Origin of the sequence: Spongiibacter thalassae (assembly GCF_012272835.1) — a bacterium.
Taxonomy (GTDB): Bacteria; Pseudomonadota; Gammaproteobacteria; order Pseudomonadales; family Spongiibacteraceae; genus Spongiibacter; species Spongiibacter thalassae.
In genome coordinates this window covers 120,991-140,817 of the sequence record NZ_JAAWWK010000001.1, presented here as the reverse complement: position 1 = coordinate 140,817, position 19,827 = coordinate 120,991, and the positions used below count along the sequence as shown (strand labels likewise).

The 19,827-nt window shown below is 51.5% G+C and carries 17 protein-coding genes; 9 read left to right on the top strand and 8 right to left on the bottom strand.

The window, feature by feature from the left end:
* Positions 1–347 precede the first annotated feature (347 nt).
* Positions 348–1,592: a cytochrome P450 gene (locus HCU74_RS00600; RefSeq protein WP_246864386.1), complete on the bottom strand. Its 1,245-nt coding sequence runs from the start codon at positions 1,590–1,592 to the stop codon at positions 348–350.
* Between the two features lie 119 nt (positions 1,593–1,711).
* Complete coding sequence (locus HCU74_RS00595) at positions 1,712–2,047, bottom strand: hypothetical protein (protein WP_168448458.1); 336 nt, start codon at positions 2,045–2,047, stop codon at positions 1,712–1,714.
* 377 nt (positions 2,048–2,424) lie between these two features.
* Between HCU74_RS00595 and HCU74_RS00590 the strand changes: the two genes are divergently transcribed.
* The 6 genes from HCU74_RS00590 to HCU74_RS00565 all read left to right on the top strand — a co-directional run bounded on the left by HCU74_RS00590 (position 2,425) and on the right by HCU74_RS00565 (position 8,904).
* Positions 2,425–3,633: an acyl-CoA dehydrogenase family protein gene (locus HCU74_RS00590; protein WP_345889640.1), complete on the top strand. Its 1,209-nt coding sequence runs from the start codon at positions 2,425–2,427 to the stop codon at positions 3,631–3,633.
* 12 nt (positions 3,634–3,645) lie between these two features.
* Positions 3,646–4,761, top strand: a complete 1,116-nt coding sequence (locus HCU74_RS00585) for an acyl-CoA dehydrogenase family protein (protein ID WP_168448456.1) — start codon at positions 3,646–3,648, stop codon at positions 4,759–4,761.
* Between the two features lie 203 nt (positions 4,762–4,964).
* Positions 4,965–5,924 (top strand): enoyl-CoA hydratase-related protein, encoded by a 960-nt coding sequence (locus HCU74_RS00580; RefSeq protein WP_345889639.1) that lies wholly within the window; start codon positions 4,965–4,967, stop codon positions 5,922–5,924.
* Positions 5,917–6,687: an SDR family NAD(P)-dependent oxidoreductase gene (locus tag HCU74_RS00575; protein ID WP_210425057.1), complete on the top strand. Its 771-nt coding sequence runs from the start codon at positions 5,917–5,919 to the stop codon at positions 6,685–6,687. Before HCU74_RS00580 ends, HCU74_RS00575 begins: the two co-directional genes overlap by 8 nt.
* A gap of 195 nt (positions 6,688–6,882) precedes the next feature.
* Complete coding sequence (locus HCU74_RS00570) at positions 6,883–7,752, top strand: alpha/beta fold hydrolase (protein ID WP_210425056.1); 870 nt, start codon at positions 6,883–6,885, stop codon at positions 7,750–7,752.
* A gap of 27 nt (positions 7,753–7,779) precedes the next feature.
* The gene (locus tag HCU74_RS00565) at positions 7,780–8,904 is read left to right on the top strand and encodes an alcohol dehydrogenase catalytic domain-containing protein (protein WP_168448455.1); all 1,125 of its coding nucleotides are present in this window, start codon (positions 7,780–7,782) and stop codon (positions 8,902–8,904) included.
* 18 nt (positions 8,905–8,922) lie between these two features.
* Here the strand turns inward: HCU74_RS00565 and HCU74_RS00560 are convergent, their stop codons facing one another.
* The 3 genes from HCU74_RS00560 to HCU74_RS00550 all read right to left on the bottom strand — a co-directional run bounded on the left by HCU74_RS00560 (position 8,923) and on the right by HCU74_RS00550 (position 12,615).
* Entirely contained in the window at positions 8,923–9,774 is an 852-nt protein-coding gene (locus HCU74_RS00560) for a helix-turn-helix domain-containing protein (RefSeq protein WP_168448454.1), read from the bottom strand.
* A 919-nt stretch (positions 9,775–10,693) separates the two neighbouring features.
* Positions 10,694–11,803: an oxidoreductase gene (locus tag HCU74_RS00555; RefSeq protein WP_168448453.1), complete on the bottom strand. Its 1,110-nt coding sequence runs from the start codon at positions 11,801–11,803 to the stop codon at positions 10,694–10,696.
* A gap of 167 nt (positions 11,804–11,970) precedes the next feature.
* Positions 11,971–12,615 carry a nitroreductase family protein gene (locus HCU74_RS00550; protein WP_210425054.1) on the bottom strand — a complete coding sequence of 215 codons (645 nt, stop codon included), beginning with the start codon at positions 12,613–12,615 and terminating at the stop codon, positions 11,971–11,973.
* A gap of 522 nt (positions 12,616–13,137) precedes the next feature.
* Between HCU74_RS00550 and HCU74_RS00545 the strand changes: the two genes are divergently transcribed.
* From HCU74_RS00545 to HCU74_RS00535, 3 genes are all read left to right on the top strand, one after another.
* Positions 13,138–13,911: a VOC family protein gene (locus HCU74_RS00545; protein ID WP_168448451.1), complete on the top strand. Its 774-nt coding sequence runs from the start codon at positions 13,138–13,140 to the stop codon at positions 13,909–13,911.
* Positions 13,908–14,426, top strand: coding sequence for a VOC family protein (locus tag HCU74_RS00540; RefSeq protein WP_168448450.1), 519 nt, complete (start codon positions 13,908–13,910; stop codon positions 14,424–14,426). The genes HCU74_RS00545 and HCU74_RS00540 overlap by 4 nt, the downstream gene beginning before the upstream one ends.
* Before the next feature lie 71 nt (positions 14,427–14,497).
* Complete coding sequence (locus HCU74_RS00535) at positions 14,498–15,478, top strand: DUF7064 domain-containing protein (protein WP_168448449.1); 981 nt, start codon at positions 14,498–14,500, stop codon at positions 15,476–15,478.
* 71 nt (positions 15,479–15,549) lie between these two features.
* Here the strand turns inward: HCU74_RS00535 and HCU74_RS00530 are convergent, their stop codons facing one another.
* The 3 genes from HCU74_RS00530 to HCU74_RS00520 are packed head-to-tail and all read right to left on the bottom strand — an operon-like array spanning position 15,550 to position 19,819.
* Positions 15,550–16,944, bottom strand: coding sequence for a phosphotransferase family protein (locus HCU74_RS00530; RefSeq protein ID WP_168448448.1), 1,395 nt, complete (start codon positions 16,942–16,944; stop codon positions 15,550–15,552).
* Positions 16,944–18,209 carry an acyl-CoA dehydrogenase family protein gene (locus tag HCU74_RS00525; RefSeq protein WP_168448447.1) on the bottom strand — a complete coding sequence of 422 codons (1,266 nt, stop codon included), beginning with the start codon at positions 18,207–18,209 and terminating at the stop codon, positions 16,944–16,946. The genes HCU74_RS00530 and HCU74_RS00525 overlap by 1 nt, the downstream gene beginning before the upstream one ends.
* 56 nt (positions 18,210–18,265) lie before the next feature.
* Entirely contained in the window at positions 18,266–19,819 is a 1,554-nt protein-coding gene (locus HCU74_RS00520) for a long-chain-fatty-acid--CoA ligase (RefSeq protein WP_168448446.1), read from the bottom strand.
* Positions 19,820–19,827: the final 8 nt, after the last annotated feature.

Genomic DNA, 19,827 nt, shown 5'->3' with positions numbered 1-19,827 from the left:
GCAGAAGATCCAAATTCCCAGCCGTACATAACAGCCTTATCCATGGATCAATGTGCCACTAACGATCCAACTGAATATGGCTTGATAGCGCAAAGCTCTTTGCCCAAAACCACCTGCGCCACACCCAGACACCGAAGATTTTCCATGCTACATTATATTAAATGGCCATACAATATTATTACATAATAGATAGAGACGCCATGTAAAATATATAGACAGAACAGTTAGTTATGAGACAGAAATTATGAACGCGGCAACTGCAAGCCACGCACAACAGGCAAGCGCTCTGCTATGCGAATCAAGCACGCCATGCCCCGATATTCGATAGCGCCAAGTCTTATTGCAGTTCAGTTAAATTCGTATCGCACGGGTAGGGATTTCAGGCCGCCGACAAAATTAGCGTGAATCCATTTCGGCTCCCCCGCCAGCTCGATATGCTTCAATCGGGGCAATAGCTCTCGGTAGAAGCGCGCCACCTCCAGCACGGCCAGATGCATACCCAGACACATGTGAGCGCCATAACCGAAGGCCAAGTGCTTTTTCGGGTCCCGGGTAATATCCAGCTTATTTGGGTTGTCAAAAGCGCGTGGATCGCGATTGGCGGCGGGAAACCAAAGCACCAGATTGTCTCCGGCCTTGATCTGCTTGCCATGAAGTTCCAGATCGTAGGTCGCGGTACGCACCATGTGCCGAACCGGTGACACCCAGCGCATCAATTCCTTCGCTGCGCGATCATCCAGATCCGGGTTGTCGCGCCACTTTACCAGCTGCTGAGGGTTGTCCAGCAGCGCCTTCATGCCTACGCCCAGCACTGCGGCAGTGGTATCGTGCCCAGCACTGGCGGCAATAATGAAATAGCTGAGCTGGTCCAGTTCGCTCATGGGCTCACCATCCACCTCGGCATTGGCCAGTACGCTGGCGAGGTCATCCGCAGGACGCTTTCTGCGCTCCTCAATCACACCCTTGAAGTAATTGCTAAAGTCGGTGAGGGTACCCAGAGAGTCCTGCTGAACCTGCCCCGGGTCGCGCTGTAAATCCGGATCATCTGGACCGAATATCTCCTGGGTCAGTTTGAGCATCGTCGCCTCGCTCTCGCGAGGGAGACCCAATATAGACATGATAACCCGCAGCGGATAGAGCAGAGTGAGATCCTTGATGAAGTCGCACTGGCCGCCACAGGCCTGCATCTTATCGACATACTCCCTGCTCAAATCCTGTACTTCAGCATCCAACTTATTGATCGAACGAGGCAGGAACCAGTCGCGAGTGACTCGACGCATCTTCAGATGCTTGGGCTCATCCATGTGGATCAGTGTGTCGAGACCGTTCTTATTCCCGAACTGCGCCTCCAACTGTTGCTCCATCTCGACTGGCGCCAGGATCGTGCGCGGAGAGCTGAGAAATTCGCGGTTGTTATTGCCGATCGACTTGATGTCGTCGTAACGGGTCAGGTTCCAGAAAGGGCGGTAGTCCGGGTGCTCCACCCAACTGACCGGGTCGTTTTCGCGCAGGTGATCAAACAGGGCATACATCGTATCCTCATGCCCCATCAGCTCAGTATCGAGTACGTGGACCGGTTGGTAGTTTGCCATTTCGTCAATCCTTCATAAGCGCGGAAATTTTATTCATGCAAGACCACAGAACTGCTTGTTTTAATACATACTCAGGGGCCACTCACCGCCACAAGCAAAACCGTTGGCCAACCCTTATCTCAACCCCACATTAGCAGGGCGCGAACAAGCACAGACATCAATCTTGCAGAAAACCGATAAGACACTGATTCACAAGCAAGAGTGCCGTCGATCAATCCCTCGGGCATCAGCACTGCCGAGGCAGCGTCATTATTATCCCGGCGCCAATCCAGCGCACGCGGCGGCCATTTGTGCGGCGTTGCCGTTAGCACCCGAAGCAACCACCAGTATAGCCAGTTTAGCGACGGTCGCTGGCGGCGATACCACGCATTCCAGGATTTTCGCCCGGAGCCCTGTCGCCATGAGCGCTGCATCCAGAGCTCTGTATCCAGGATCACTCGAAACCAGGCTTGCATGAAGGCAGCTTAACGCAGGGACTCTCTCGCCCCCTGGAGATTCGATGTAAACTGTTCTCCGCACACAGAAAGAACGCGATATGAGCACAGTCCTCTTTGCTCTGCGGAGGCAACACAGCGAACGGAGCCGCTACGAAATTGCTCCACTCCTCGAAGCCCCAGGCCGTATAGTCATCCGGCATCAAAAAGCCCCAAAACACCTTATTGAGACCTCAATAGAACTGAGCGCTTCGCGCTTGGCTCGATGTCTCATAACCTATCAGGTCATAGCCCCGCTCTACATTCTGCTTCACCATGAGTAGCTTTGCAGGCTCATTCTGAAGAGCCGAACCCAGCATAAACAAGGCATAGCACCTTTAAGCGATTAACGATCACCAATGATCCAAACAGGTATCTTTATGGCCACTGAATTAGAACGGTTTCGAGACGAGGTGAGGGAATGGCTGGAGCTGAATTGCCCCGCCTCAATGCGCACCCCCATGGTAGATAGTGAGATTCCCTGGGGCGGGCGCAATGCCAAATTCCCCAACCCTGACACTAAATTATGGCTGGATCGCATGATCGAAAAGGGCTGGACGGTACCCACGTGGCCTGAACAGTACGGCGGCGCAGGACTCTCTATTGAGCAGGCTCAGGTGCTTGAGCAGGAGATGGAGAAGATCAATGCGCGCACCCCTTTGTTCAGTATGGGCATTTTTATGTTGGGCCCGGTTCTGCTAGAGCTGGGCACTGAGGAGCAAAAACAGCGTTTTCTCCCTGACATTGCCAGAGGGAAAAGACGCTGGTGCCAGGGTTATTCGGAACCGGGGGCCGGCAGTGACTTGGCCAGTTTGAGCACAAAAGCCGAATTGCGTGGAGATCATTATCTGATCAACGGAAGCAAAATCTGGAACTCGGAAGCGGACCAGTCGGATTGGATTTTCTGCTTGGTCCGTACCGACTTTGACGCCCCCAAGCACAAGGGCATCTCATTTCTGTTGTTTGATTTGGATAGCCCAGGAGTGGATCGTCAGCCGATCAAATTAATTTCCGGTTCGTCCGTGTTTTGCCAGACCTTTTTTGATGATGTAAAGGTGCCCGCTGAAAATTTAGTCGGTGAAGAAAACGCGGGCTGGAGTATCGCCAAGCGATTGCTGCAGTACGAGCGACAAAATGTCGGCAAGCATTTAAATAAATCCTTTGACATTAAGCTGTGGGATTTGGCCAAAAAATACTCGTCGTCAGCAGACGGTCAGATCGAACCCGATCTTCGCTCGCGTATTGCCCGTCAGGCCATCCAGGACGGCGCGCTGGGTTTGTTGATCGAGCGCCTGGAACGTGAGGCAGATAACCCGAATGCGGGCAGCATGAGCTCTGTTATGAAAGTTGCTATGGCTGACATCAATCTGCAGCGCGGCGAGCTCGCGATTGAGGCCATGGGGGCCGCGGGCCTGGGTTGGCAAGGGGATGAGTTTCCTGAGGAAGCTTTAGGGGAAGTCAGGGTATGGCTACGGGGGAAGGCGAATTCCATTGAAGGCGGCACCTCAGAGGTGAACCTGAATATTATCGCCAAGCGTATTCTGGGCTTGCCGGATCCACAGCACTAGGAAGCATTTGATATGAATCTGGATAGAGAAAGTCAGCAAATATTTCAAGACAGTGCCCGTGACTGGGTATTGAATAGCGCACCGATCTCGCACTTTCGCCACCAGCGAGACAGCCAGCCCTATGTGAGTGGGCGCGAGTTGTGGCAGGAACAGGTAGAGCTCGGCTGGCCGGGCATTATGGTGCCGGAAGAACTGGGCGGCAGTGGCCTGGGCATGCAAGAGCTGAGTCTGGTCATCGAGCAGATGGGACGTAGCTTGACGGCTTCGCCCTTGTTGTCAACTGGGCTTATCGCCGTAAGCGCCCTGAGCCTCTGCGAGCAGACAGACTTTAGTCGCAGCCGTTTAACCTCGATCGCCAGTGGTGAGTTAACTGTCGCACTGGCCACCGAAGAAGGCAACCATCATGCACCGCATTGCGTGAGCGCAACAGCCAGACAGCATGAAGGACAGTGGTTATTGAACGGCAGAAAGATTCGTGTGGCCGATGCCAATAGCGCTGACGCGTTTCTGGTGAGCGCCAAAATCGAAGCTAGCGACCAACTTGGCGTATTCCTGCTGCCAGCCGAAGGTGTGTCTGTTACGCCGTTGGCGATATTCGATAGCCGTGAGCATGGCAATATTTCCTTTGATGCTATCGCGGTGCCCGAGCAAGCGTTATTGGTGGCCAGGGATAGCTCTACCAGTTTACTGGACCAGATACTCGATCGCGCGCGTATTGGCTTGGCGGTCGAAATGTTGGGCAGTGCCAATGCCGCCTTTGAAATGACGCTGGACTACCTGAAAATTCGAGAGCAGTTTGGTCAGCTCATTGGCAGTTTTCAGGCGCTGCAGCACCGAGCAGCAAAAATGTATATCGAGCTGGAATTGGCACGCAGTGTGGTCGATGCCGCGTTGCTGGCTGTTGATGAAGGCAGCACTGAGATTCCGCTGTTAGCCTCCCAGGCAAAAGCCCTGGTGGGTGACACGCTCAACCACATTACCAATGAAACCATACAGCTGCACGGAGGCATCGGCATGACCGATGAGCACGATGCAGGTCTGTTTATAAAACGCGCACGTGTGACCGAATACCTCTATGGTTCATCGGCTTTTCATCGAGATCGTTATGCTCGCCTGCGCGGGTTTTAAAGAAGGTACCGAAGTGGGGAGCTCAAACAAGCACCTTCGGCGTTGCACTTTTAACTAATAACCCAGGTTATTAGTGGCGGAGAGCCTCCTTTCGACAGAAACCCGGCAATAAGTAAATACTGATATTTGATGTGTCCGCCGAGAGCCACCTCCTCTTTTCGAAGGTTCTCCAGGCAACTGATGTTAACACTGAGGAAAAACAAGTGAATTCCACAAAATTCGAAACCATAAAATATGATGTCGAAGACAATATCGCGACCATCACTCTGAACCGCCCCGATCAGCTGAACGCAATGACCGTACTCATGATGGACGAGATGGTTCAAGCGCTGGATCTCGTCGACGCTGATGATGACGTAAGAGCGGTTATCGTCACTGGCGAAGGTCGCGGTTTTTGTGCTGGCGCAGACCTGACGCAACCAGCCGGCCCAGGCGATAGTTCAAATCCGTTTGAATACGAAATACCGAGAAACGCCGATGGCAGCATCAACTATAGTGACCCTTCCATACGTGACGGGGGCGGCTTTATAACCCTGCGTATGTACCAATGCAACAAGCCGATTATTGGCGCCATTAATGGCGCGGCCGTCGGCGCCGGTGCCTCTATGATTGTTGCCATGGACATGCGGCTTGCCAGCGAAAAAGCCAAATTTGGCTATGTGTTTGCTCGCCGAGGTATTGTGCCGGAATCTGCCAGTGCCTGGTTTTTACCTAAAATCGTTGGCCGTGCCCAGGCACTGGAATGGTGTATGACCGGTAGAATTTTCGGGCCTGAAGAGGCATTGGCCGGTGGCCTAATACGCTCAATTCACCCCGCTGACGAACTGTTAAGCGCTGCCCGATCACTGGCGCGCGAAATCGTGGACAATACTGCACCGGTATCCGTGGCCCTCACTCGTCATATGATTTGGCGTATTCCAAACGAAGACCATCCTATGGCGGCGCACAAGATAGATAGCCGCGGTGTATTCAGTCGTGCCAGTCACAGGATTCTGCCGAAGGTGTCGCCAGCTTTTTGCAAAAGCGAGCACCAAGCTATCCCGATACAGTCCCTAAAAATCTGCCGGACTTTTTCCCTTGGTGGGAAGAGCCTGATTACGAATAGTGCCGAAAGACCAGCGAAGAGCTTAGTTTTCCAAATTAAAGGATATTTGTATGTTTGATCTAACAGGTAAGGTCGCCCTTATTACCGGTGGCAACAGCGGCATCGGTATGGGCATGGCAGAAGGTCTTCTACAACAGGGTTGCGAAGTTGCCATCTGGGGTACCAATGCAGCCAAAAACGATGCGGCTTTGGAAAAACTCTCGGCCTATGGCCCTAAAGTCACAGCCCGTGTTTGTGATGTCACGGATGCCGCTGCTGTAGAATCAGCGTTTGCTCAGGCAGTAAAAGACCATGGTAGAATAGACGGCTGTTTTGCGAATGCAGGTTACGGCTTACAAAAAACTCGCTTTGATGAGTTTCCGGATGAAGAGTGGCACCGTGTTCTAGACATCAATCTCAATGGCGCCTTTTACGTATTCCGATGTGCCGCAAAACATATGCGAGAACGAGCATTAGCCGGCGACCCATTTGGCCGCTTGGTAGGAACATCAAGCCTTGCTGCAGTAGCAGGTCAGCCGCGAGGCCAGCACTATGCCGCCTCAAAAGGTGGCTTGAACGCCATGATCAGGTCACTCGCCGTAGAATATGCGAAGCATGGGGTGACGGCACATAGTATTATGCCGGGATTTGTAGAATCAGCCCTTACCAAAGAAAATTATGACCCCCAGGCTTTTACTGAGAAAGTTATGCCAAGAATACCTGCGCGACGAATGGGACAAGGTTCAGATTTCGCCGCCATCGCTGCTTACATCATGAGCGACGCCAGCAGCTGGCATACGGGACAGGATTTCGTGATTGATGGTGGCTATTGGATATTTTAAGGCCGCCATACAAGCGAGAACTCAACCAGATGAATTTGTATAGGTGAGCCAGGCCGTAGATCCTTTTGCCGAGCGCTTGTCACCGCTCGGCAAAAGGCAAAATACCCGTGAGAAGCCACTGCACTGTCACAGCGACGTTAATCCGCTTATCGGCCCAATTAAACCCACACACCCTACATACACAGGTATAGCAGTTTGATTTACCCTACTTCCCAATACTATGTTTCACAGCGTTTGAAGCTACACTACACCGACTGGGGCAATCCCGACGCTCCGCTACTCATCCTGATTCATGGCGGCAAAGATCACTGCCGCAGCTGGGATTGGGTCGCAGAACGCTTAAGAAATGATTGGCATGTGGTAGCCCCCGACTTGCGCGGCCATGGCGATAGCGCTTGGGCTCCCGACGGAAACTACTGTACAAGCGCATTCGTATACGACATCGCACAACTGGTCCAAAACTTAAGTGCGGATAAAAAAGTAAGAATTGTTGCACACTCAATGGGTGGAGCAATGGCTCTTAGATATGCCGGCCTTTACCCTGATAAAGTCGAAAAACTGGTTGCCATAGAAGGTTTGCGACCGCTCAGCCCACCAGATAAAGCAGCTGAGGAAAAGCCGCCACAAGATCGCTTCCGAGACTGGATAGAAATCAAGCAAAAAAGCGCTTCCAGAGGTGCAAAGTGCTATTCAAGTATAGATGAAGCCTATCAGCGCATGAAAGCGGCAAATCAACAACTGTCAGACGAGCAGGTGCGGCATTTAACGTGGCATGCTCTCAACCAAAACGAAGATGGCAGTTATAGCTGGAAGTTCGATTATCACCTTAATGCCATCTCGCCTATCGATTTGCCTTCAGACGCATTGTATGAAATATGGAGGGCTATCACCTGCCCTACATGGTTAATGTGGGGCGAAGACAGCTGGGCCTCACACCCTAAGTCCGACGGGCGTTTGTCGCATTTTCGCAATGCTGAAGTTATTGCATATAAAAACGCTGGGCATTGGCTGCATCACGACCAACTTGATCAGTTTGTCCGTGATCTCCAAAGAATCCTTCCCTAGGGAACCTCTGAACAAGGTAGCAATACTATGAGAACAGGCAAGCAGCTCTTTAGTACATTGGCGGATCATAAACTTACAGTAGAGATTTCGGAAACGCAATTTGAAGAACCAACAGGCAAGCAAGTCTTGGTACGTATGGAAGCGGCACCGATTAATCCCTCGGACCTTGGGCTACTAGCCCTTGGCGCAGATCTCGCTAATGCTGAATATTCAGCCGGAAAGTTTGTTGCCGATATGCCTGAACCTTTCTACAGAGGCTCCAAGGCACGCCACGGTTTACGACTCCCCGTTGGTAACGAGGGTGCAGGTACAGTTGTCGCCGCGGGTGAACACGAAATGGCGCAAGCCTTAATAGGCCAGAGAGTCGCCTGTCTGTCGGGCTCCACATATTCTGAATATACGCTTATCGACGCGATGATGTGTTTGCCCCTAGGTAATATATCGGCAGTCGATGGCGCATCGGCATTTGTTAACCCTATGACGGCCTTGGGATTTGTCGAGAACGCTAAAATGGAGGGGCAGACAGCCATCCTTCATACTGTGGGCGCCTCTAATTTAGGCCTGATGCTTAATAAAATATGCCAGGAAGATAATATTCCACTGGTCAATATTGTTCGCAAAGCGGAACAAGCAGAGTTGTTATCGGGTTTAGGTTCAAAGCATACAGTCAACTCTTCCGACAAGGATTTTTCCAAGCAGCTTTGCGATGCTATCGAGGCAACTGACGCCTACTACGGTTTTGACCCTATTGGCGGGGGCAGGATGATAGATACTTGTTTAAGGGCTATGGAACGAGTAGCTGTTAAAAAAATGACAGAGCATTCGCGTTATGGGTCAGATCAACCGAAAAAAATGTATCACTATGGTGTGCTGGACATGAGCCCGACTATTTTAACGCCATCCTATGGTCATGGCTGGACCGTTTCGGGATGGCTGTTATTTCCGTTCCTGCGCGCTGCAGGTAGCGAAACGGTTGAACGAATGAGGCAGCGTGTTTTAGCCGGTTTAACGACAACGTTTGCAAGTTCATACAAACGCCAGGTATCGCTGGAAGAAATGTTAACGCGCGATGCGGTGCTAGAGTACAGCGCAATGAAGACCGGCGAAAAATATTTAGTAACGCCCCCACCATTGAGGCAAGCATTAGCGTAATTTACAGCAGTAGTCAGCTTACAGCTCTTGCAACAGTGGGTGAGCCAAGTCATTTTCAACCAGAGAGCTTATATCTATATCATCTACAGGGTAGTAGGTACAGATACTCAGCCTCGGCTCAGATACATATGCAGCTGTGCCGACAGAACCGACGGTTTGTACCACGCTGTAGAAATAGGTCGGCTGACCGTTGAACTCCAGCTTTACTCGAAAGCTGGCAAGAGGATCGACGGATGCAGCCCGCCTTTTCCAATTTTCAGGCACCTGCGGCAGTGATGTTACTCTAGTGAGGCGCCGACGACTTTCGTCTTCATTGTTCAGAATCACTTCTTGCTGCAGCCACATGGCCATCAGCGCCTGGGCGTCGGCCCAGTCTTCACTGTCGACTTCTGTGGCCATATACTCAAAAAAGAGATCGATGTAGTTGTTGATATTTTTCAGTTTTTCATCCGGGATGGATTGTTGAAATAGACCGAGCCAAGCCCTGTTGACCATCAGCACATTACAGGCACCATCCATTAGCATGCTTGGATAAGGGTTGAGTGCTTTTAATGACAAAATCATCGCTTTTCTTAACCATTTTAAGTTCGGCGATTTAAAATCCATTTTACGGACCTGCGGTCTATAACCCGCCGCCAATAGCAGATAATTCCCATCCCTCTCTCTTAGTGACAACGTTTCTATGATTTTTCCAACCATATCCAGACTAGGATGAACATGACTGTTTTCCAACCGGTTGATATGCCGGGTTGATGAGTCAACAGCAAGCGCCAACTGCTCTTGACTGAGCTCAAAGGTCTCGCGCCAAAATCTCAACAGGCGACCAAAGGGCAGGCTTTCTTTAGCCGCTGCATTTAACGATTTGGGCATGGGACTTATCCGCCTGGTTCAGTGGGTATACCTTCTAGACACAACTTTCGCGGCTATTATCGCCAACCGCCCTTAGTGCTTCAAGTCGCACGGCGCTTGAATCAGAGTATAGAGAACCTGACATTCGCTTACTTGACAAGTAGAAAGTTCGCTTGAAAAGCCCTCCAGCCCGAGCTTCGAGATGCAATGCGACTCATCTATTATTTAAAGTTACTGTTTAGCTGGATGCATTCGCAAATGAATGACAAGCCATAGGGCTATGGCAATTTCTGCAGCAAGCAAGACATTTAGATCCTGGTGGTAACCGTGCTGGCATATTGCAACAGCTCGACCACACAGCACGACGCCTTCTGCCAAAAGGACCACCCAAAGAAAGGTCATATTTGATCGCCAGACTCCCAGTAATGCGCAAAGGCCCAACAAAAGCAAAAGCGAAGCGATATTTCCACTAAGGGTAGACCAACCAACGGAATTCATCGGCTCGACAGCATACGATTGAATGATTACAGTCGGCTCTAGCATCGTATAGAGGCCTACGCATATCATCCAAATACCCCAAAGGGAGACAACAGCTTTGCTTATCACAGAAAACATCGTATTAGATTCCCGGTAATTGATTCTATTGAAGGTATTGCCAATTTAGCCAGAATGGTTTCAAACACCCAGCATCTTGTATTGTAATAACATATATTATCAGGCGATCGACAAGCCCTTAGCCAGGTGCTCACGGGACAGAAACCAACAAAGTGCCGTGATAACTCTTTGGGAACTGCATGCATGAAAAAGGCCTCTCCTTCCAGAGGCCTTTTTTTCACACCTTGGGCGTGCTCTACGCACCCTGAATCTCAAGCCCTGCTTCAGGGCTATACTCTACGGCACCGGCGCCAGGCAATACCGTAGATTATTTTCGATCCACACCTTACTCGAGCCTGTTTAACATGACTTTTTCAAATGCCACAAGTTTGTCGAAGTCCCCGTTCTGCACCAGCTTTACCCAATCGGGATTGGCTATCATTGCACGTCCAACGGCAACCAAACTGAACTCGTTGTTATTCATACGCTCCAGGAGGCCATCCAAGCTCGCAGGTTCTGCCGCCTTAAAGCCGATTTCTCCATTATCAGGCAAATAGTCGTTATTTAGCCCAACACTCCCTACGGAGATAGCGGGCTTTCCGGTGATTTTCTGAGTCCAGCCCGCGAGGTTTAAATCACTCCCTTCGAACTCAGCTTCCCAGACTCGACGTTGTGAACAGTGAAATATATCCACTCCGGCTTCAGACAAGGGCAGTAGAAACTCCTCCAACAGCTTCGGAGTTTCACACAGGCGCACAGTGTAATCCTGCTGTTTCCACTGGGAGTAACGGAAGATTATTGGGTAATCAGGCCCAACGGCCTCACGCACAGCTTCGACTAGCTCCAAAGCAAAGCGGGATCGTTTAGCCACACTGCCACCGTATTCATCATCACGCTGGTTAGTGCCTTCCCAAAAAAACTGGTCAATCAAGTAACCATGGGCGCCATGAATTTCCACCGCATCAAAACCAATATCCTTCGCATCTTTCGCGGCCTGGGCAAACGCAGCAACGACTTCTTTGATGTCTTCCTTGGTCATGATGTGGCCGGTGACCTTCCCCGGTATGGCCATGCCACTGGGACCATAACCCGGCGTATCTCCGCCAGGTTCCACCCCGGGCCTGCGCACGGCGCCAACATGCCACAATTGCGGTGCAATTTTTCCGCCCTCGGCATGTACTGCGTCAACGACTGCCTTCCAGCCTGAAAGCGCTTTTTCGCCATAAAATGCCGGAACATTTTTGTACGCGCTCGCTGCTTTGTGATTGACCACAGTACCTTCGGTAATGATCAAACCCGCTCCGCCTGCGGCGCGCCTGCGGTAATATTCCACCACGGCCTCATTGGGCACACCATTGGGTGACTTGGCACGCGTCATAGGCGCCATAACGACACGATTTTTTAGTTTAAAGCTGCCCAACGCAAAAGGCTGGAACAGCACTTCGATACCCGACACATCTATCTCCAATCAAGCCTATTCCGTCAAGCATGCAGCCGACTCGCTATATACAAATACCGAACCTATATTTCTCAGCTGCTTTATTTGCGGCGATTTAGGTTTTAATAATGACATGCAACTTTTGTTGCACATTAATTGCCGCACGACATTCTGTACCGTGCCGGTCAGACTATAAAATGTACCGCGTCACTCAACTCAGCCCGGTCCGTTTTGGCGGCATTTGCCGGAGCGTCTGAATCTGCGTACCCGAAAGACATACCGAACAACACCCCTTCGGAGTCGAGCATGCCCGTCATCGCCCGTACCGGCGCAGGAAATTGCCCTAACGCGCCCTGCATACAGCTGCTGATACCGTTTTCTGCCAACAACAATGAGAGCGACTGGGCATAGATACCTAAATCCACTGCCCCCATAATCCCGAGGTACTTTTCCATGGTGAAGAAGGCAACATGGGGAGCTCCAAAAAACTGCCAATTTTTCAACATCGCGCTTGCTCGTGCCTGCTTGTCCTCCCGCTCTACCCCCAGCGCGCCATACAATGCCGCAGCAGACGCAAATTGACGCTCACGGTGGCCCCCTTGGTACTTCACGCTCCATTCGAAATCCGGTACAGGAGGCCTTCCGGATTGCAATTCTTCTACAAGCTTCCTACTTAGTTCGTTCTTTTTCTCACCGGAAAAGACATAGACCTTCCAGGGCTGGGTATTACAGTTTGAGGGTGATTTCTGAGCATCTTTAAATATTCTTTGCAAAACATCGTCAGGCACCGGTTTGTCTATAAAACCTCGCACCGAACTGCGTTCTTTCATCGTCTGAGCTATATTCACCGTACCTACTCTCTATTTTTTTGTTACTAAAATCGCAGCCCGCAATCAGCAAGAGGAAGCGTATGTGGTTGTACTCGCCGCAAGTATGAAAACACAGAAGCACCACAGCCTGAGCCAAAACACATACGCTGTTTGCTACCCGCAAGAAGGCCTTTAGAAGGCTGAACGAATCACGACACAAGCCGACATTGTAATACATTAATACACACTGTGAAATCACAACGGAATGACCCACTTGTGTGATGCACCCAATTAACATCGCGAAGGCGAATCGACGAAAATATCGCAGTAACGAATATACGAAAGCATTTTAACCTTACCCGCTATACTGAGTACGACACGGAGACTTCTTGCTGTGAATTACTGACAAGGCACTACAGGCCCAGCCTTACCATATTGTCATACTACTATACAAAACTCGGTGTCGGCGCTACACTACTGAATAGTAAAATCGCCGCGAAATGCGTGTTTCAATTTCGATAATTAACATAGAAAGTGGACGACATGAGCATGCTACAACCTAATGGTATCCACCACCTCGCGATCTGTACGTCAGATATGCGCAAAACTCTGTTGTATTTTAACGACGTGCTGGGTTTTCCCCTCGCCGCGTTGTACTGGATGCACGGCGTCAAAAATACGGTGCATGGCTTCCTCAAGATTAATGATTCGTCATGTTTGGCATTTGTTTATAGCCCGAAAATTATTGACGAAAAAATCGTTGGTATTACTCACCCAGCGACGATTAGCGACACCAGTACCCGGGGCACGATGCATCACTTGGCGTTTAACGTGGACAGCCAGGAAGCACTCACCCAGATTCGGGAAAGGATTCTGGCCAAAGGCATAGCTTGTTCTGAGATAAATACGCAGGGCTATCCCGTGTCGTTCACCTTTCCCGGCCCTGAAGGCATGCTCCTGCAAATTGGATGTCAGCCCAGCGCAGAGGAAAACGTATTTGATGAAGATGCGGCGGCGGCGATTGGGCTTGATAAGGCTGCGATGGAAGCCCTGAAATCGCACAAGCCCTACAATCGCCCTGCCAGCCCCGTGCCGAATGCCTTATTGGGCGCCGATGCCGGATACCATATGAACTATCCTGACCCGGTTTATCGCACATTGATTTCGGCACCGGATGAACTGGTCTTCGACTTCACCCAGGACAACGTGCCTCCAAACGAGAAGCAGCCGTTTAATGTGAAGCGTAGATTGGCAAAATTAAAGTTACTCTTCCGAATTATTCTCAGTTCGATTTCTCGCAGCAGGGGGAAGGCATGACACAAGCAAGCGTTAGCGACTACAGCCACCTGGAACTCAACTGCAGCAATATGATGCAGACCTTGAATTATTTTTCAGACGTGCTCGGCATGACCCTGGTATCAATTCAGTGGGCAGACTCTGCAAAGAATGCCGTGCGGGCGTTTATGCGCCTGAATGACCGCGCCACTATCTCTTTTCTGGCGACGTTGCGTACACCGATTGACATCGTAACTGGCGTTACCCACTCCAAAAATGCGGCTGACAACACCCGCGCCGGCACCCTGCAGCACATAGCGTTTAATGTCGATACCGTCGAGGATTTACTGGCGCTTCGGGATCGCATACGGGCAAGCGGTGTGCACTGTCTTGGCCCCATGGATCATGGCTTTTGTTACTCGATTTACTTTGCAGGTCCGGATGATACCGCTCTGGAAATTTCGACAACAACCAATGATATGAGTAAATGGATCGTTCCCAGTGTAGTGGACTACATCGGCCTGACCGATGAAGAATTGGAACGCCTGAAAGCCTGACTTCGACGTGTTTAAGTCTACGGGGCTAGCTTAGAAGAGCGAGCATCCCGTATCTATTATAAGGAAATACTATGGTTAATCATGAAAGCATGCATCCAGTGGGCAACGACCCACACTGGAGCGAAAGCTATTATTTTAACTTCTATGACCCGGAAACACAGGTTGGCATGTTTACCCGCATGGGCTGGCGAACAGGAAGTGGCTGGGCTGACGCCTTGCACGTCCTGTTCCTGCCCGGCTCGAGAGTCGTCTTTACCTATGGGCGCCGCAACATCGAGCGCAATTTAAGTCAGTATGATAACGATTTGTCGGTCGGCAACCTGACCATTAAATGTCTGGCCCCCCACGAAAAGTGGTCGCTTATCTACAGTGGCGAAGCGCAGGATATTGCCGACGGCACCATCCTTCTGCAGCGCAGTAAATCGCGCCCTGAGGGCTGGTACACCGCAGCACAATTGGACATGTCCCTCGAGTTTAACTGTCAATCAAGCCCGCACTTGGCTTCCGAAGATGACCGTGGCCATTTCGAGCAGGCCGGCGAAGTGAGCGGCAAGATCACGCTCGGCAATGAGCAATGGACCGTTAAAGGCCACGGCATTCGCGACAAGTCCTGGGGGCCACGTGATTGGAGTATGGGGCAGAGCCTAACTGCCACTCCCGCTGAAGCGGGACCAAGCCCCCATGTTTATTGGTTTTCAATGAACTTTGGCCCTGAAGTGGCGCTGGGTGGCAGTATCATAAAATCACCTGAGGGACGCTGGGAAACTTTCGGCTCTTGGCTACTGCGCGACGGCAAAACAACTGCACTCGCTGATCTAAAAGTTGAGTCTGACTATAAAGCAGACTCAATAATACATACCGATGTCGTCATTACCGGGAAAACGGTTGAAGGCGAGGATCTGCGCATCACCGGCCAGGTGGTGAATATGTGCCCGACAAAAGTCCCTACCGAGAATGGCGCTATTTTGATTATGGAAGGTCTGGCCCGATATCAATGGAACGAATTGACCGGCTACGGTATCTCCGAACATTGGCATGTTATGAAAAAATAGGCCTCCGACGAGCGAAAACCTGCTCTGTCAGCCCCAAAAAAGGCTCGCCCAACAAGGCGAGCCTTTTTTGTTTATTGCAACGCTGAATATCCGGGCTGATCAATGGCCAATTGGCCAGCCACCGTTTGTCGCAAATGATCGGCAAGGGAAGGTGAGTCCAGTGGCATGTCGGCACGTAGTCGCTTACTTAGCTCCCCTCTCAAGTGATCTACATCACCATCCTGGCCCAACAGGGCTTGCAGGCGTTGCCGCTCTTCGCTTGCCAGTTTTGGCCCGATAAGGAGTTCTCGTTGGGCTATACCAAGGGAGTTGGCGGCAACTTTAGCGAGAAAGCCAGAACGCCCCTCGAGGTTTGCTGCGGCCTCGTCCTTCAGGAAGTCCATCACGCCCTGCAGTAGCTCTGCGGGCATAGGAAGCTGTGTTCCTGCGTCCAGTCCCGGTGCTTCCGGTAGATTGAAGTCACCGGGAATAAGCAGGTTAACGCAATCCATTTGCGCCTCTGAAGACCGGCGACCAATCACGGGGCGCTCGAGGCTGGGGGTCTCTCCAGTTCGCCATGTATGGGCCATGCCCAAGGTGCCGACCGACCAGCCAAAAGAGCCAAATACCTGCCAAAAAACAACGTCTTGCGGGTTTACCTCTATGCCGGTAGCGTCGCTATACCCTGCGAGTAAATCGTCAAGGTGGCCAAATCCACCTACAGCTAACTCGCGGTTACCAAAGCGCCAGGAGTTAACCGTCAACCAGCCGAGGTCTTGAATGGGGTCGCCAATATGCGCCAACTCCCAGTCGAGCACTGCCTCCACACCTTGTGGGCTGATCATCAAATTACCGTTACGGAAATCGGAATGAACCAGGGTTTGGCGACCGTGTTCGGGAAGGTTTTCCAGCAACCAGCGGGCCGTGAAATCTATCATTGGCGTTGGGATATTGAGGGCAAGGTACTGATCCCACGCTTTTTGAATGACGGCCCGAGTATCAACGACCTCCAGGAAGCTATCGAGCTTCTCTTTGCGCCAATCGATGCTGTGAATTTGGCCCAAAATTTCGCCGCATCGGTAGGCCAACTTCGGGCGTATGTCTGCCAGTTCCGGTCGGCGATTGATACGGTGGCCAAGCGTTTCACCTTCGAGCCAGTTCATAATAAAGCCTGCGCCGAGACCGTCTTCCGGCTGAAGCTCATAGAGCACGGTTGGGCTGGGAATGTCGTAGCGCTTAGCCAGTTTGAATAGTTTCGCCTCAGCCTCCAGGCTGATTCCGCCAACACTTGAATCGCTAGTGGAGGTGGCTTGCCCCCGTCGCAACGCGATGCTTGTCTCCCCCTCGGCACCGCGATAAATAATGCGATAGGTTTCCTGGCTCGCGCCTGCTGTTAATTGCCGGCAATCCACTAGCGCCTCAAAGCCGGGTATGGCGCTTGCGAGTACCCGACTGAGGGTTTGGGTAAATTCCTGGGCTGTCGTCATTAGCCAACTCCCTTAGGCTTGCTCTGCTTCATAAAGCCAAATAGATAACCGGCCACTCGGCGCATCTGTATTTCATCCGCGCCTTCGGTAATGCGGTAGCGCCGGTGGTGGCGGTAGATATGTTCAAAGGGCTTGTATCGTGAATAGCCCATGCCACCGTGGACCTGCATGGCGAAATCGGCAGCTTCGCAGCACAGTCGATTGGCCTGGTAGTTACAAATGGAAACCTTGTCTGACACCGAAAATGCGCCATCCTTGTCCATCAGCCACGCTGTTTTGTGGATTAGCGCGCGCAGCATTTCCGCCCGCGCTTGCAGGTCTACCAGTGGGAATTGAATGCCTTGATTTCTTGATAGCGGCTTGCCGAAGGGTTTTCGCGCGTTGGCATGCTTTACCGATTCGTTGATACAAAATTGCGCCGCGCCAAGGCTGGAAGCCGCTTGACGAATGCGATTCTCATTGAAGAAATGCTGCACAATTTGCAAGCCTCTGCCCTCTCCGCCAAAGATGGATGAGTGGGGAACTCTCACGTTGTTGAAGCTCACCCGAGCATGATCTGAGGGCATATTAAAGGTCCACAGGTACTCCTCGACCTTCACCCCTGGGGCATTCATCGGCACCAGGAAAGCGGTGATGCCGAGGCCGTCGCCAGGGTTTCCGCTGGTGCGGGCCATCACCAGATCGGCCTGAGCGATGTGCACGCCGGTATTCCAGGTCTTTTCACCGTTAATAATCCAGTGATCTCCCTCTTTCACCGCACTGGTTTCCATCCACGTCGCATCGGAACCGTGTTCAGGCTCGGTAATACCGAAGGCAAATCCCGCTTTAGCGGATTTTAGTCCTTCGAGCCATTCGGCCTTTTGTTCATCAGTGCCGTATTCGAGCATCAATAGCAGGCCGATGTTGTTACCTATGACCGAATGCTCGTTCTGTAGGTCATTGTGCAAACCCAGGCCTTTCGCCGCGAGGTGCTCACGAATAATGGCCATGCCAAGATTACTGCCGTCCCGACCGCCATGCTCTTCAGGAAAGGGGTAGCTAAAAATGCCCGCTTCAATAGCAAGGCTTTTAGCCTTGGCCAGCAACTCTTCCCACTCCTCATTTGGCAACCCACCACGCTCCCAGTCGGTTCGCTCATTTTCGCGGCGATGGTCGAAAAAACGAATATTGTCGTCCTGCTGCTCCAGAGGCTTGATTTTGTCTTCAATAAATTGATCAACTTCTGCTAGAAAGCGGGTTATTTCTTCCGGGATCGTAAAGTCCATTCTATTGTTCTCGTCGTGAATATCTATCTGTCAGGTTAATAAGGGCGTTTGGGAACTTAGCCAATAGCTCGCTCTGCATTTTGCCAATAAGGCTCTCGCAAATTCTTTTTCAAAATTTTGCCCGATGGATTGCGCGGCAGCTCCGTGACTATCTCGAGTCTCCTGGGGATTTTGTAGCCCGCAATTTTATCCCTGCAGAACTCAACCATCTCTTCGGCGGTGAGCGACGATCCAGGCTTGAGCACGACGACAGCCAATAGCGCTTCGCCGAATTTATCATCTGGAATACCAATGACGGCGACATCGGCAATCGCATCGTGCTTGGCCAGCGCGTTCTCGACTTCCACGGGATAGATGTTCTCACCGCCGCTAACCACCATGTCTTTGATGCGGTCTTTGAGATAGAGATAACCCTCGGCGTCCAGATAACCCGCATCGCCGGTGTGAACCCAACCGTCGGTAAGATCCTTGGCGGTCGCTTCCGGAAGGTTGTGATAGCGCATCATATTGGTATCGGATTTTATCCAGATTTCGCCGACTTCGTTTGCCGCCACGCTATTACCTGCCGCATCGACGACCTTGACCTCCGCCCCAACCATGGGCTTACCGCAGGAACGCAATAGCTCAGGCTTGCCTGCCAAGGCGCGATGATGATCACTGGGTAGCAGGGAGACCACGCTGCCTGTGGTCTCGGTCATACCGTACAATTGCATGAATTCGCATTTAAACACCGCCATCGCCTGAGCCAATACCGTTTCAGAAATCGGCGAAGCCCCATAAGAGATAATTTCAAGCTGGCTGAAGTCGCGTTTTTCAATGCCAGGTATTTGCAGTAGGAACATAATCATGGCCGGCACCATGAACACATTCCCCACCGGGTAGTTTTCGATATCATCCAGCAGCTTTATTGGATCGAAGGTTTCATGCAGCAGTGTGTGCTGGCCATAACAAACACCGAGAATGGCTGACCCCGCGCCACCAATATGGAACAAAGGGGCAACCACAATACCGGCGCTACCTCTGGCGACACGCTTGGGCGCCGCGAGTAAGCCCATAGTGCTTAATTGCACGACGTTGAAGTGACTGATGATGACGCCCTTGGGGTTGCCTGTGGTGCCGCTGGTGTACAACTGCAAGTAGGGGGCAGTTTGGTCGACCTCGATGATTGGCTTGGTGCTTGGAAAACTTTCCAGCCACGGTGCCCAATGCAAGCTGTCGCTCAGGCTCCCGGTAATCAGGTGTATCGACGGCGACAGATGAGCGCGCAGGGCGGCGAGTGTCTCCGCCATCGAATCCAATACGATCAATACCTGGGCTTCGGCGTCATTGATGATGTAGGCCAGCTCTGTCGCCGTCAGGCGATAGTTGAGAGGCACCGCAACGGCACCGATTTTGCTGGCCGCCATAAACAGCAGGCAATGCTCAAGGCTGTTTTCACCTAAAATAGCAACACGCTGCTCTTGTTTAACCCCAAGATCAAGCAAACCGTTTGCCAAGCGATTTACACAAGCATTCGTCTCTCGGTAGCTTAACGTAGTGTCATTAAAGCTATAGCAAGGCGCGTCAGCCGAACCTTGTGCGTAGAATTCCAGATAGTGATGGACCAGCATAGTGATCT